Annotated in this window: 12 protein-coding genes and 1 riboswitch; of the genes, 2 read left to right on the forward strand and 10 right to left on the reverse strand. The window is 72.0% G+C overall.

The features are described 5' to 3' along the window. Positions 1 to 19 precede the first annotated feature (19 nt). The 9 genes from QWU11_RS46085 to QWU11_RS46125 form a co-directional block, all read right to left on the reverse strand. On the reverse strand, positions 20 to 1,000 hold the full coding sequence (locus QWU11_RS46085; protein WP_290120953.1) for a hypothetical protein: 981 nt from the start codon (positions 998 to 1,000) through the stop codon (positions 20 to 22). 131 nt (positions 1,001 to 1,131) lie between these two features. Continuing rightward, positions 1,132 to 1,500, reverse strand: a complete 369-nt coding sequence (locus QWU11_RS46090) for a hypothetical protein (RefSeq protein WP_290120954.1) — start codon at positions 1,498 to 1,500, stop codon at positions 1,132 to 1,134. Then, on the reverse strand, positions 1,497 to 3,725 hold the full coding sequence (locus QWU11_RS46095) for an SseB family protein (protein ID WP_290120955.1): 2,229 nt from the start codon (positions 3,723 to 3,725) through the stop codon (positions 1,497 to 1,499). Before QWU11_RS46095 ends, QWU11_RS46090 begins: the two co-directional genes overlap by 4 nt. A 149-nt stretch (positions 3,726 to 3,874) precedes the next feature. Further along, positions 3,875 to 5,128 (reverse strand): aminotransferase class V-fold PLP-dependent enzyme, encoded by a 1,254-nt coding sequence (locus tag QWU11_RS46100; protein WP_290120956.1) that lies wholly within the window; start codon positions 5,126 to 5,128, stop codon positions 3,875 to 3,877. A 36-nt stretch (positions 5,129 to 5,164) separates the two neighbouring features. Next, a riboswitch (SAM riboswitch) is annotated at positions 5,165 to 5,278 on the reverse strand. A 75-nt stretch (positions 5,279 to 5,353) separates the two neighbouring features. Continuing rightward, positions 5,354 to 7,813 carry a transglycosylase domain-containing protein gene (locus tag QWU11_RS46105; protein WP_290120957.1) on the reverse strand — a complete coding sequence of 820 codons (2,460 nt, stop codon included), beginning with the start codon at positions 7,811 to 7,813 and terminating at the stop codon, positions 5,354 to 5,356. Positions 7,814 to 8,180: 367 nt separating this feature from the next. Further along, positions 8,181 to 9,044 (reverse strand): 1-phosphofructokinase family hexose kinase, encoded by an 864-nt coding sequence (locus QWU11_RS46110; protein ID WP_290120958.1) that lies wholly within the window; start codon positions 9,042 to 9,044, stop codon positions 8,181 to 8,183. Then, complete coding sequence (gene nagA, locus QWU11_RS46115) at positions 9,041 to 10,138, reverse strand: N-acetylglucosamine-6-phosphate deacetylase (RefSeq protein WP_290120959.1); 1,098 nt, start codon at positions 10,136 to 10,138, stop codon at positions 9,041 to 9,043. Before nagA ends, QWU11_RS46110 begins: the two co-directional genes overlap by 4 nt. Further along, positions 10,135 to 11,016, reverse strand: a complete 882-nt coding sequence (locus QWU11_RS46120; protein ID WP_290120960.1) for an ROK family protein — start codon at positions 11,014 to 11,016, stop codon at positions 10,135 to 10,137. Before QWU11_RS46120 ends, nagA begins: the two co-directional genes overlap by 4 nt. Continuing rightward, positions 11,013 to 11,669, reverse strand: a complete 657-nt coding sequence (locus QWU11_RS46125; RefSeq protein WP_290120961.1) for a hypothetical protein — start codon at positions 11,667 to 11,669, stop codon at positions 11,013 to 11,015. Before QWU11_RS46125 ends, QWU11_RS46120 begins: the two co-directional genes overlap by 4 nt. A gap of 521 nt (positions 11,670 to 12,190) precedes the next feature. Here QWU11_RS46125 and QWU11_RS46130 point away from each other — a divergent pair. Both QWU11_RS46130 and QWU11_RS46135 read left to right on the forward strand, forming a co-directional pair. Further along, positions 12,191 to 12,958 (forward strand): DUF4239 domain-containing protein, encoded by a 768-nt coding sequence (locus QWU11_RS46130; RefSeq protein WP_290120962.1) that lies wholly within the window; start codon positions 12,191 to 12,193, stop codon positions 12,956 to 12,958. A 2-nt stretch (positions 12,959 to 12,960) separates the two neighbouring features. Beyond that, on the forward strand, positions 12,961 to 13,542 hold the full coding sequence (locus tag QWU11_RS46135) for a hypothetical protein (protein WP_290120963.1): 582 nt from the start codon (positions 12,961 to 12,963) through the stop codon (positions 13,540 to 13,542). Positions 13,543 to 13,648: 106 nt separating this feature from the next. Here QWU11_RS46135 and QWU11_RS46140 read toward each other — a convergent pair. Beyond that, the coding region (locus QWU11_RS46140) for a hypothetical protein (protein WP_290120964.1) at positions 13,649 to 13,843 on the reverse strand (195 nt) is incomplete at its 5' end.

Raw genomic sequence — 13,843 nt, forward strand, 5'->3', positions numbered from 1 at the left:
CTGGGACTTCGGGACAGGTCTAGTGCGCCGGGCCGCCCGCGCGGCGGATCCTGCGGTGCGCGCCCTTCGCCTTGGGCGCCCGTACGGCGGCGCGGCCGAGGCGGATCTGGGTCAGCAGCAGCGAGAACGCCACCAGCAGCGCGGCCAGCCAGGCGGCCTGGGTGCTCGCCAGCTTGTCGAACGTCAGCACGTCCGAGTCGTCGGCGGTCCCGCGCATGGACTGGGAGGCTCCGGTCTGCACGATCGGGTTCGGCGCCGTCGTCGGCGTCTGCTGCGGCGTCGTGATCGGGGGCAGCACCGCGGAGCCGGAACTCGGCGCGGTGGTGCCGCTGGAGGGAGTCGAGCTCCCGACCGGCAGCGTCGAGTCGCTGGACCCGCTCGATCCGCTCGATCCACTGGACCCGCTGCTGCCACTCGACCCGCTGTCAGAACTGCCCGAACTCGACGATGACTTCTTCTTCGTCACGGTCAGCGCCTGCGTCTTCGAAGACGAAGCGACCGGGGCGTCGGCGGCGACGAGGGCTTTCAGAGTGACCTTGCCGCTGGTCACCTTCGACGGGATCGAGACGGTGACGGCGACGTGGCGGGCCGAGCTCAGCTTGGTGACCTTGTAGACGCGGGTCCCGCTGGAGACGGAGGTGGCCGTTGCACCACGGTCCGCCGACAGCGTGAGTTCCACGCCGTTCACGGTGCCGCCCTGCGGCGTCAGCACGACGTCCAGTGAGGACTTCGAGCTGGGGTGGTTCGCGCTGGGGAGGCTCGCGAAGGAAAGAGTCAGCTTCGGAGTCGCCGGGGGCGTGGTGGTGTCCGACGGGTCCGGCGTGGGGGTCTTGGAGTAGGAGGGCGACGCCGAGCCGGGCGAGGACGGCGCCTTCGACGATGCCGCCGCCGATGGCGATGGCGTCGACGCGGCCAGGGCCGCGGAAGCGGTGCCGCCGGCCAGGACCACACCTGTTCCGACGCCGATGATCAGTGGATTGCGTACCGATCGTGCGAGCACCGCCGACAACCTCCTCAACAATCGCCTTTGATTACTGACCCTACGCTTACGCCATGGGTCAGGTAAGAATCATGCGATCACGTCAGGGCTGATCAATCAACCGGTCAAGGGGAGTTGTATCCGGGTAATCATCAAATATTCGCTTCCCGTAGCTGTCCGACCTCTTCGCGTGAGATCCACGTCTGGTAGACGCCGACGTCCACGTTGTCCAAACCGAGCGCCGCCGCGACCGGCGCACGCCCGCCGACGTACTCCAGGCGCACCCAGTCTCCGTGCTCGCCGATGACGACGAACGGCTCGCCGCGCCACGTGCAGTGCGTGCGTACGTAGCGCAGGCTCTCCACCTCGTGGTCCGGCACGATCTGTACGTGACGGCCGGGGCGTACCTCGGTGAAGCCGTCAGCGGGCTCGGCGGCGTAGAGGCGTACCTCGCCGTCCACGCCCGGCACCGCGTCGTACTCGGTGCCGTGCCAGCGTGCGGTGTACCCGTCCCTGATCACTCGGAGTCCCCCCAGACCAGCCGGTCGGCGTCGTAGCGGGCGACGAAGCGCTCCGAGCCGTCGCCGCCGATCGCGTACATCTCCGAACCGTGCGGCAGGCGCATGCTGTCGATCTTGTACTCGCGGACGCTGCCGGCGCTGCCCGGCGCGAAACCGTCGCCGCCGAACGGCGGCAGCTCCACCACCCAGCCGCTGTCGCCCCACGCACGCACCGCGTCCTCGGACTGGCCGCCGAACGGGATGCGGTAGAGCCCCGAGCGGTAGGCGGGCCAGCGGATGACGTGCACCTCCGCGTCGTCCGCGCTGAAGGAGGAACCCTCGCGCAGCAGCCCCAGGGACTCGTACAGCAGCTTCGGGGTGTTGAGGTCGACCACGTCCTGGACCCGGTGCACGAAGCCCGCCACGCGGTCGTAGGCCTGCTCCAGGTGCCAGGGGACCTGCTCGTGCGGCACGACCTTCTGCATGATCGCCCAGGGGCCGGGCGGTGTCTCGGCCGGTTCGCCGCGGGTGGGCCCGGGACGGGACTCGACCGGCGGAGCCTCGTACGAGACCGGCTCGGCGACCGGCGGCGGCATCTCGCCCTGCAGCGGGACGGCGCCCAGGGGCGAGACGGCGCCCGGGGGCGGGATGTCCTCGGCACCGCGGCCCGGAACCGAGGCGGCGAGACCGCGGATCTGCTCGCCGGACAGCGCGATCTCGATGGGCGTGCCGGGGTTCACCGACACGGACCAGTCTTCTTCGGGCCAGCCCGCGACCAGCTCGGCGAAGGTCGGCATCACGAAGCCCGTCGTGCCGACCGCGGCCTTCATCCAGTCGAAGGAGGTGAAGGCGAGCACCGACGGCCGCCCGCGTACGGGAACGGCCGACCAGGGGAAGGTCGGGTCGCCGGGGCGGGTCTGCACCGCCGGAGGCGTACGGCTCCAGACGGGCAGGAAGACGGTGGTGTCCATGAGGACCTTCACCACCATCTCCGGCTCGCCGCGCACGTCGAACATCTGCCGCTCGGCGTCGCTCTGGGCCGGGAAGTCGCTCGCCAGCCGCGCGGCGGCGTCGGCGTCCACCTGGCTCGACATGGGCGTGACGCGGTCGCCGGGGATGGAGGCGCCGATCGCGGTGCCGCCGTTGATGACGAGCTCCAGCCCCGCGTCGGGCCAGAACCGCAGCACCTTGGCGAGGTCGGACAGGACGAACGGATGCCCGCCCATCGCGTCGCGCATCCGGCCGGGCCCGGTGTAGAGGGGCACGACCGGGCGGCCGGAGGAGTCGTCGATGTACCACTGGAAGCCCGGCCGGCCGGGGGCGAGCATCAGGTCGCCGCCCTCGACGACCGGCACCCAGATCTGCCGCACGCCGAGCAGCGTCCGCAGGAACTCCTTGCGGTCGCCGCGGGTCGCGGCCTCGAGGAGCACCCGCTCCTCCTCGTCGAGCGGGGTGAACTCCAAGCCCGGCGTGATGTGCAGCGCCACCGGCGTCTCGTCCACCTCGAAGGGCCCATCGAGCGGCGCGGCCGCCGACTCCCCACGTACGGGAGCGGGCGGAGGCGGTGGCGTTGGCGCGGCGATCGCGTCGGGCGGCAGTGACGTCTCCGCCGCGGGGATCGGGGAGATGACGTCGCGCATCGTCTCCTCGCCGCGGTCGGCCGGCATCGAGCCCGGATGCATGCCGTTCTCCAATGGCTCGGTCAGCGGCGGCGCGGGCATGGCCGCCTGGGGCGCCAGGCCGTCCGAGGACAGCGGCGCGGGAACGGGAGCGGCCTGGACCGGCGCGGCCTCGGCCGCGGGCGACGTGGCGTCCTGCGGGGGCGCCTCGCCAGGGATCGGCGCGATGCCCGCGGTGAGCTGGCCGATGAACCACGCGGGCAGGTAGCCCTCGATGGGCAGCCCGGAGTTGAGCGCGAGCCACCACTCCTGGTCCGGCCACGTGCGCGCCATGTCGGACAGCGTCAGGTGCACGAACTGCTGGTAGGTGGGGCCCAGGCACGCGCGCGCAGCCTCGCCGGAGGTGTAGGCGAGGACGTGCGTGCGACCGTCACGTGCGCTCGTCGGCCAGATGAACGACGGCGGGATCTCGCCCACGGCGTCGGCCTCGCCCGGCGGCAGCGGGACGAACAGCTCCGCCCCGCGCACGAGTGCGAAGTAGGCGTCCTGGTCGCCATCGCGCAGCGCGTCGCGGAGCTGATGCTCGAGTTGGTTCGCCGGCTCCCACGCGTCGGTCAATGTCGCCACCCCCCGGAAGCTCGATAGCGGAGGCGTCCACCGTACCCGGATGAAACCGGCGGTGCTGCGGAGTATGCCGAGTCGAGCGGGACGCCAGGGACCTCTTGAAGATCAACCAGTGCCGTCCCACCCTCCTTACGCCCGGACATCGCCGTTTTTCAGCGGGCGAGCTGACCGAGCGCGGTCAGCAAACGGTCGATGTGCTGGTCAGTGGTGCCGATGCCGAAGCTCGCGCGCAGGGCGGTGCCGTCGCCGTCCGCGCAGCCGCCCGAACCCGTGCCGAGGAGCCGCCGGAGGAACGGGTGCGCGCAGAACTTCCCGTCGCGCACGCCGATACCGAATCGGTCCGACAGCTCGGTGGCGACCTCGCGTGAGGGGCGGCCCTCGACGACGAACGACACGATGCCGACGCGCGGGCTCGGCTCGCCCCACAGCGTCAGCTCGCGCACGCCCGGGATCGCCGCCAGGCCCGTACGGAGACGGCTCAGCAGGCGCTCCTCTTCGGTGATGAGGGCGTCCCAGCCGGTGAGCGCCTCGCACGCCGCGGCGAGCGCGACGACGCCGAGGACGTTCGGGGTGCCGGCCTCGTGCCGCGCCTGCGGGTCGGCCGACCAGGTCACCTCGGTCGCGTCCACGCCCGCGGTCGCGCCGCCGCCGAGGAGGTACGGCTCGGCGGCGCGCAGCCAGTCGGCCCGCCCGACGAGGCAGCCCGCCCCGAACGGCGCGTACAGCTTGTGCCCGGAGAACGCGACGTAGTCCACGTCCAGCTCGGCCATGTCGAAGGGACGGTGGGGCACGGCCTGGGCCGCGTCGACCGCGACGCGCGCGCCGTGCTCGCGGGCCACCTGCGCCAGTTCGGCGACGGGCCACAGCTCACCGGTCACGTTGGAGGCGGCGGTGACGACGAGCAGGCGCGGGCCGGAAGGGGCCGAGCGCAGGGCCTCGGCCGCGGCGGTGATCGCCTCCGCGCGCGAGGCGGGCGCCGGCAGCCGTACGACCCGGTTGCCGCGCTGCCACGGGAGCAGGCTCGCGTGGTGCTCGGACTCGAAGACCACGACCGTGGTGCCCTGCGGGAGCGCGTGGGCGAGGAGGTTCATCGCGTCGGTGGTGTTGCGGGTGAAGACCACCGCGTCACGGCGCCACGCGCCGACGAACGCGCGCACGGTCTCCCGCGCGCTCTCGTACCGGTCGGTCGTCACCTGAGAGGCGTAGCCCGCGCCGCGGTGGACGCTGCTGTAGTACGGCAGGGCCGCGTCGATCGCCGCGCGTACGGGCTCAAGACAGGGCGCGCTCGCCGCGTAGTCGAGGTTGGCGTAGGGCAGGGTGCCGCCGCCGGCCACGGGTACGGGAACGCCCTCGCCGATGACACGAAGAGGGGAATGTGCGGGTGCGAAGTCGATGACAGCCGACATGGCGGAACCTCCGGCGGGACCAGGGACCCCGGGAGGGGTCCGCGCTTGCCCGGCACGGTCGTGCCGGACCTGGTCATCACCCGGGGCACCCCGCCACGGACGGAGGGTTGCCGGCCAGCTAGCCGGGGCTTGTCGCTGGCGCTCGTGACCTGTTGGGGAGCATACAACACCCGCCCGAAGCGACCGCTTCGTGGTCCGGCGGTCGCTTCGGGCGGGCAGGTGTCATCAGCCGTACAGGTCCGGATATCGCTCGCTGTGCCGCTGCAGACCGCCGGTCGGCGGCGGTCCGGTCGGGGGCCCGGTCGGCGGGCCCGTCGGCGGCGGATCCGGATGGGTCGGCTCGGTCGGCGGCGGCTCGGTGGGCCGCGACAGGGACGGGCGCGGGCGCGGGTTGGTCGGGGTCGTGACCGACCGCCCGCCTCCGCCGGTGTAGACCGAGGGCGCGCCGAACGACTTGGGCGGCAGGTCGAGCACCTGGTCCGCCTTGACCATGTACGAGCGCCAGATCTTCGCGGGCAGGTCGCCACCGTACGCGGAGTAGCCCGGGATGGTCAGCGGCTTGTTGTCGCTGCGGAAGATCCCGACCGAGGTGGTCAGCTGGGGGATGAAGCCGTTGAACCACAGTTGCTTGCCGTCGCTGGTAGTGCCGGTCTTGCCGGCCGCGTTGCGGTCGGGCAGGCCCGCGTTGACGCCGGTGCCGGCGTCGACGACCTTCTGCATGGCGTACGTCGCGTCCCGCGCCACGGTCTGGCTGAACACGTGCTTGGCGGCCGGCTGGACCGCCTTGCGCGGCTTGCCGCCGTCGACGGTCACCGACTTGATCACATGCGGTACGTGGTAGTAACCCTCCGACGCGAACGTCGCGTACCCGGCCGCCTGCTGCTCGACGCTGACGTCGGCGACCCCGAGCGGCAGCGTGTCCGCGTCCTTGTGCGGAGCGAGCTGCGCGGCCGGGATGCCGGCCTTCTCGGCCATCGACACGACCTTGCCCAGCCCGACCTTCTGGCCGAGGTTGACGTACGCGGTGTTGATGGAGTCCTGCGTCGCGGTGACGAGGTTGACCATCCCGAAGCTCTCGTTCTGGTCGTTGTGCAGCGCGACCCCGGCGAACATCTGCGGCGAGCTGCCGTCCACGTAGGTGTTGAGGGTCTCGCCGTCGGCCAGCGCGGCGGCGAGGACGTACGGCTTGAAGCCCGAACCGGCCTGCACCTTGGCGTCGAAGGCGTTGTTGAACTGCCGGTCGACGTAGTCCTTGCCGCCGTAGAAGGCGTTGATCTCCCCGTTGGCCGGGTTGATCGACACGAGCCCGGTCAGCACCTTCTTGGACGTGCCGGAGGGAATGTTGTCCTGGACCGCCTGCCGGGCGGCGGCCATGAGGTCCTTGTCGAAGGTGGTCCGGATCTTCAGCCCGCCCATGTTGATCTGGGTGTCGGTGTAACCCATCCGGCGCAGCTCGGCCTTCGCCTGGCTGACCATGTACCCCTTGTCGCCGGCGTAGATCGACTTTTGCTTCTGCTTGTCCGGGGCGGGGAACCGCATCGTCGCGGCCTGCGGCTGGCTGACGGTGCCCATCTGCACCATGCCGCTGACGACGTACTGCCACCTCGCCTGCATGTACGCCTGGGCGCCGGGGACGGTGAGGTCACCGGCGTAGGTCGGCACCTGGATCGCCGCCGCGAGGTAGGCGCCCTCGGCGGGCGTGAGGTTCTGCACGTCCTTGCCGTAGTACGCCTGTGCGGCCGACTCGATGCCGTACGCGTCGCGGCCGAAGTAGATCGTGTTGAGATAGTTCTGGAGGATCCAGTCCTTGTCCTTCTCGCGCGACACCTTCAGCGCGATCATGATCTCTTTGAGCTTGCGGCCGGCCGTGCGGTTCTGGCTGAGGCCGCTGTAGTAGTTGCGGACCATCTGCTGGGTGATGGTCGAGCCGCCCTGCAGCGAACCGCCGGTCAGCGTCGCCCAGACCGCGCGCGCCGAGCCCTTCATCGACACGCCCGAGTCGCTGTAGAAGCTGCGGTTCTCCGCCGAGATGACCGCGTCGCGTACCTGCGGGGGGACGTCCTTGAGGTCGACCGGACGGCGGTCGAACTTGCCGGAGCGGGCGATGACCGTCTTGCCGTCGTTGTAGAGGAACACCGACTGCTGCGCCTTCGCGGCGGGCTGGGCCGAGCTGGGGATCGGCGTCATCAGGTAGATGACGATGAAGCCGGCGATGGGGAGCAGGACCAGGACGCCGAGCACGTACGCGGTGCGCCGGGCGTACTTGATGCGCCGATCCGTCTGCTTCTTCGGCTTCTCGGTCTTCGGCTTCGCGCCGCCGGGCGCGGCGGCCGCGGCGGTTGCGGGCACGGTCGCCGCCGCGGCGAGCCCTGCGCCGCTGGGCTCGGGCGCCTTCTCCTCGGCGTCGTCGCCGCTCTTCCCGTCGCTCTCGTCGCGGGGCGGGATGATGCGCGGCTTGGCGGCCTCGCCCGTGTCGCCCGGGTCGCCGGCGTCGTGCGTGTCGTCGGCCTCGTCCGGGGTCTCGGCCGTGGAATCAGGGGAGTCGTCCGGGGCTGCCGTGTCGTCCGTCCCGCCGGGTTCGTCTGCTTCGATCGCGGGCGGATCGTAGTAGTCGTCGTCGTGGGGATCCGGAGCCGAGAACTCCTCGTGCTCGTCCTTGCCGGTGGATCCGGTGGATCCGCTCACCGTTGTCTCGTCCGCCGGACCCCGGCCGTCCTCGTCCGCGTTTTCGCGGGCCGGGTCGTCTTCGTCCGGAACCCGACGCGAAACGGCGCTCTCAGGCGCGTTCGCGTCATCATCATTTACTGGCTTGTCAGGCATATCGGGCTCCCCAGCCCCAGAGCCGTCGTTGATGTCTTTCACCCATCCCCCGTGACCTGCCGGAGTTCGCGAACACTACCCAAAGGGGCTCGGCTGATCGGTTCAGCCGTGTTGGGCATCCGGGGTCTTGACGATCCTAGGCCACGGAGGCTAAGGATCCCGTTAGGCGGCGACGAACTCCGCGCGCCGTTCCGGCGCGCGCCCGTCCCCGATCACCCGGCGGTCCGCGCGGTCACGGACGTACGCGAGCGGACGAGACAAAGGCCGCGTATGCGGCGGAGTCATAGGACCCCGCGACAGGGGCGAGCACGGCCGCGGCGGCCAGTGCCGCGGCGTGGCCGAGCAGCTCCGGCCACGGCGAGCCGGCACCCGCGGCGAGGGCCGCGACCACGGCGTCGCCCGCGCCGGTGGGATTGCCCGCCACCACCCGCGGGGCCGGCACCCTGTGGACCTCCTCGCCGGTGACCGCGAGCAGGCCCTCGGCGCCCAGCGACACGACCGCCGTACGCGCCCGCAGGAGCCGTGCCCCCGCCACCGGGTCGTCCGTGCCCGTGACGGCGGCCAGCTCCTCGGCGTTCGGCTTGACCGCCCAGGCGTGCGGCGCGGCCTTCACGAGGGCCTCGCCGGAGGTGTCGACGATCACAGGGACGTCGCGGGCCGCGAGACGGGCGATGGCGCCGGCCTCCACGCCGGGCGGCAGGCTGCCGGAGATCACCAGCACGTCCGCGTCCGGGATCCGCGCCTCCACCGCCGCCCACTCGGCGGCGGTCACCGCCGGACCCGGCTCGCGCAGCAGGGTCGCCTCGCCGCCGGCCACCACGGTCACCGTCCGGCGCGTCTCGCCCGCGCACGGCGCGAGGTCGTGCGGCAGCCCGGCCGCGTCGAGATCGGCGCGGACGGCCTCACCCGCCGGGCCGCCCGCCAGGCCGAGGACCAGGACGTCGTGACCGAGCGAGCGCAGGACGCGGGCGACGTTCACCCCCTTGCCGCCGGCCCGCGCGTGCACCGCCCGCACCCGGTGCGAGTGGCCCGGCCGCAGCTCGGGGAGCTCGTACGTGACGTCCAGCGCGAGGTTCGGGGTGAGCGTGACGATCATGCCGTGACGACTTCGCGCACGTTCAGGTCGTCGTCGAGGATGAGCAGGTCGGCACGGAGCCCGGGGGCGATCGCGCCGCGGTCGGCGAGCCCGAGGAGACCGGCGGGGGTGGTCGAGGCCAGGCGTACCGCCTCGTCCAGGCCGAGCCCGGACGCGAGCACCGCGCGGCGGAAGACCGCCGCCGCCGTGGCCGTGCTCCCCGCGATCGAGCCGCCTCCGGACAGCCGTGCCACCCCCTCGCGCACCTCGACGTCCAGGCCGCCGAGCGCGTAGTCGCCGTCGGACATGCCCGCCGCCGCGATCGCGTCGGTGACCAGCGTCGCCCCGGAGAACCCCTTCGTACGGGCGATGTGCGCCACGACCGCCGGATGCAGGTGCACGCCGTCGCCGATCAGCTCCACCACGACGTCCGGCGCGTCCAGGAGGGCCATGATCGGACCGGGCTCGCGGTGGTGGAGAGGGCGCATCCCGTTGAACAGGTGCGTGGCCACCCGCGCCCCGGCGGCGACCGCCTCGCGGGCGACCTCGTACGTCGCGTCGGTGTGGCCGACGGCGGCGATCGCGTCCGCGTCGCGTACACGCCGCAGCGCGTCGACCCCGCCTTCCAGCTCGGGGGCGATGGTCATCATCCGTACGTGCGGCACACGTAGCAGCCGCTCGACCACCGAGGGCTCGGGGTCGCGCAGGAGGGCCGGGTCGTGCGCGCCCTTGCGGGTGGCGGACAGGAACGGACCCTCGTAGTGGATCCCGGCGACGACGCCGTCGGCGGCCAGGTCCGACAGCACGGACGCACGGCGTACGAGATCGTCCGGCTCCGCGGTGACCAGGCTCGCCATGAGCGTCGTCGTGCCGCGCTCGCGGTGGAACGCGGCGGCGCGCGCGCACTCGTCCGCGTCGGCCGAGTCGAAGGACGCGCCGCCCCCGCCGTGGCAGTGGATGTCCACGAAGCCGGGAACGATCACCGCGCCGTGCCGGTCGGACCGGCCCGGCACGCCCGCCCCGACCTCTTCGATCCGGCCGCCGGCGATCCGCACCCAGCCGGGTTCGAGCACGCCGTCACGAGTGATGACCCTGTCCGCGCTCAGCACCGTCATTGTGACTCCAGCAGGTCGAGTGCCCACAGTCCCGCGCCCACACACCCCGCCTCATCGGCGAATCGCGCCGTGGTCAGGCGTGGCCTGCGCTGGAACGTCAGGCGTGCGTCGATGTCCTCGGTGAGCGGCCTCAGGAGCAGGTCGCCGGCGCGCGAGAGCCCACCGCCGATCACGATCACCTCCGGGGCGGCGATCACGGTCGCGGCGACGAGCGCGGTGCCCAGCCACCCGACCGTCTCCGCCCACACTGCCACGGCGTCCGGTTCGCCCTCGGCCACCAGGGCGGCCACCGCGTCCGCCGTCATCTCACGCCCGGTGCGCCGGGCGTACGCCCGCGCGACGCCCGGGCCGGACGCCACCGCCTCCAGGCAGCCGGTACCGCCGCAGACGCACGGTTCGTCCGAGCCCACCGACATGTGGCCGATCTCCCCGGCGTAGCCGTTGCCGACACACAGGTGCCCGTCGATCACCATCGCGGCGGCGATGCCGGTGCCGATGGGGACGACGAGGGAGTTGCGGGTGCCGCGAGCCGCGCCGAGCCGGAGCTCGGCGGTGCCGCCGGCGCGTACGTCGTGGCCGACCGCGACCGGCAGGCCGGTCCGCTTCTCGATCAGCTCGCGGAAGGGCACGTCGCGCCAGCCGATGTTCTCCGAATGGACCGCGACGCCGCGCTCGTCGTCGACGATCCCGGGCACGGCGACGCCGATCGCCTCGGCGGAACCGGCCTGGGCGACCAGCTCGGCGACGGCGTCGAGGATGGCGGTGACGGCGGCGTCCCCGTGCGGCGTGGGGCGGCGTACGGTGGCGGTCCGGTCGAGCTCCCGATCCATGATCGCGCCCTTCATCGACGTGCCGCCGACGTCGAGTGCGACGATCACGAAAGCACGACCGGGCGCGGCCGGTCCGGGTCCGTTCCCCGTACGCGCGCGTGCGCGATGGCCGGACCTGGGCGGGTGGGCCTCCGGCGCCGAGCCGCCGTTTCTTGTGCGCGGGCGTGCGTGACGGCCGGACCTGGGCGGGTGGGCCTCCGGCGCCGAGCCGCCGTTCCTCGTGCGCGCGCGTGCGCCTCGGCCGGGCGCTGGGCGAGGACGAGCCGGGCCATCGGGTCCAGGTCGCTCGCGGCGCACGCCGCGCCTGGCGCGGCGACGTCGTCGGCCGGCCCGTCCGGATCATCGCCGGACATCCGCGTCGGCCGGCCGGGCCGGGCGACGCTGTTCGGCCCGTGGCGGTACTCCGTGGCCGGGTGGGACTCGGTCCACGGCCGAACCGGGCCGCCTCTTTCGTCCGCCCTGCGGGGCACCGCCTGGACACCGCTCGCCACGGACGGGGACCTCGAGACAGGCCTTAGCCCCCTGGCCTCCAGCAGCGCGGCGTCCGCCCGCGCCAGGTGGAGGGAGGTGCCGCAGCCGAAGGCCGGGACCCGCTCGCCGTCGCGGGGCAGCGCGTCACGTACGGCGGGGAGCCGTGCGGCGGCCTCCCGCCGGCACGCCGGCCAACTGCCGATCTCCGCCTTGACGTGATAATCCGCCAATCCCGCCTCCACGCGTGCTCGTTCGTGCGCGAATCGTGCTCGCATCATGCACTAATGAACACATACTCGCCAAGAGACGCAAGCGTGCGTGAGGCGGCCCCCGGGTTCGGCGGCGGCCGGCGTCGCGCGCCGAGGGTTCGCGATGGTGAACGGCGCGATCGCATTCGATCGTACGGCGTCAGGCGCGTACGCGGCGGGCGCTCATTGTCGTCATGGGTGATGTCGGGGATTGGGAAATAGTCGGCGTTTTGTGGCGTTGTTCCTGCTGCTCAAGGGGCAGGATGGCCGGAAGCGGTCGCCAGTGGTGGATGTGCCGCATTTGGCCCGGATGATCGGTGTCCCTTTGGCGTGAGCGAAGCAGGTCTTTTACTCGGATATCGGGCATATCACGAGGTCTCTGTTCTATCGAAATTGCTCTGAGGTACGAGTGGCCACCTTTTCGCGGTTCCATCCCTGTTACCTAATGTGATAGTCAAGTAACGCTCAGCCACTGGTAGGCGTTCACCCCCCTGGAGCCGGTCATGCTCGTCTGCATTCTCGCCGTCGTCACGGCCGTCGGCGTCGTCATCGTCGCCGCCCTGCTGTTCCGCAAGTCCGGGCGCGGCACCGACGACGGTGATCCCGGCGGTGCGACCGCCGGCCACGCCGGCTCGATGCTCTCGGCGCTGTTCCTGCTCGTTTTCGCCATCGCGATCGTCGTGCCGTGGACCACCGCCGACTCCGCGCGCGAAAACGCCTACAGCGAGAGCCGTGTGCTCGTCGAGGCCTACTGGGCCGCCTCCGCCCTGCCCGCCCCCGAGGGCCGCGAGGTGCAGGCCGACCTGCGCGGCTACACCGACCTCCTGGTCGGCAACGAGTGGCGCCTCATGAAGAAGGGCCACCTCAGCGCCGAGGGCGACACCCGGCTGAACGCCCTCCGTTCGAAGGTCCTCGGGCTGCCCGCGGTCACCGACGACCAGAAGGACGACCGCACCGCCGTCCTGGAGCAGATCCAGGCCCTGTCCGCCGCGCGCGGCCAGCGGGAGATGGACGCCGGGTCCAACTCCCCGGTGGGCCTCCTCTACATGACGATCTTCGCCGGCATCATCGTGATGATCTTCCCGTTCCTGGCCGGGGCCCGCCCGCGCGTGATGACGCTCGTGCCGCTGTGCGTGATGGCGGCCATGCTCGGCGCCGGCATCTACCTCGCCTTCAACATCGCCCACACCTATACCGGCGCGCTGCGCGTCAGGACCGACGCGTACGTCGCGGCTCAGCACCAGTTCCAGCAGATTCCCGAGAGCAGGTGACCATGCGCCGTACCGCCTGCATCGCGCTGCTCGCCGCCGGGACGTTCGTCGGCCTGAGCGCGGCGCCCGCCGATGCCGCCGCGCGTCCGGTCCGCCGGCCGCAGGCGGACGATCCGGGGCTCCTCGGTCTGCAGGTGCGCCTGGGCTGCCCGCTATGCGTCGAGCTCGACGCGCTGCACGCCGTCCACGTCCGGGTCCACGTCGGTCCGGGCGACTGCGACGAGGTCGCGCCACCGAGGCCTCCATCGCCCCGGCCTCCCTCGCCCAAGCCGCCGTCGCCGAAACCGCCGCCCCGGCCGCCGAAGCCCACGCCGAGCGCGCCCGCGCGGCCTCCCGGCCGCGTCGCCGCGCCGGTCCGGGCGGCGCCCGTCGCCGTGCCGTCAGCGCCCCATCGCGTTTCGCCTCCGGCGCGACGGCCTCCGCCGGCGCCGACGATCGCCGCGCCGTCGCACCGCGCGAGCGTGCCGAAGGCCGCCGCGATGCCGCGCCGGCGAAAGAACCCGCTGGCCACTCTCATGGTGCTCGTGGTCATCACGGCCGTGATCGCGGCCGGTGCCGGGGTGGCCTTCTCTGCCGCTCCATAAGACGCATGCGGGCGGTGTTTTAAAAGACCCGAGATTGCCTATTGTGATCAGTTGGATACACAGCGTAATGTCGATCGCGAGCAAAGGTGTAATTCAGCGCCTGGCCTCAATGTCGCCGTTCTCGGCGGGCCCGGTTTCTGAATTCGACACTCGGCGGTTTCCCCTGTCGGTACGAATGAAGAATGGTGGTGTGTGTCGTGACGGAGTCGGCGCAGTCGGGTAGCGGTGTTGAGGGTTCGCCGTTGAGTTTGGGTACGGCGGCGGCGCGTAATTTGGCGACGACGACGAAGTCGGCGCCGCA

It is taken from the genome of Actinomadura sp. DC4 (genome assembly GCF_030406325.1).
Classification (GTDB): domain Bacteria; phylum Actinomycetota; class Actinomycetes; order Streptosporangiales; family Streptosporangiaceae; genus Actinoallomurus.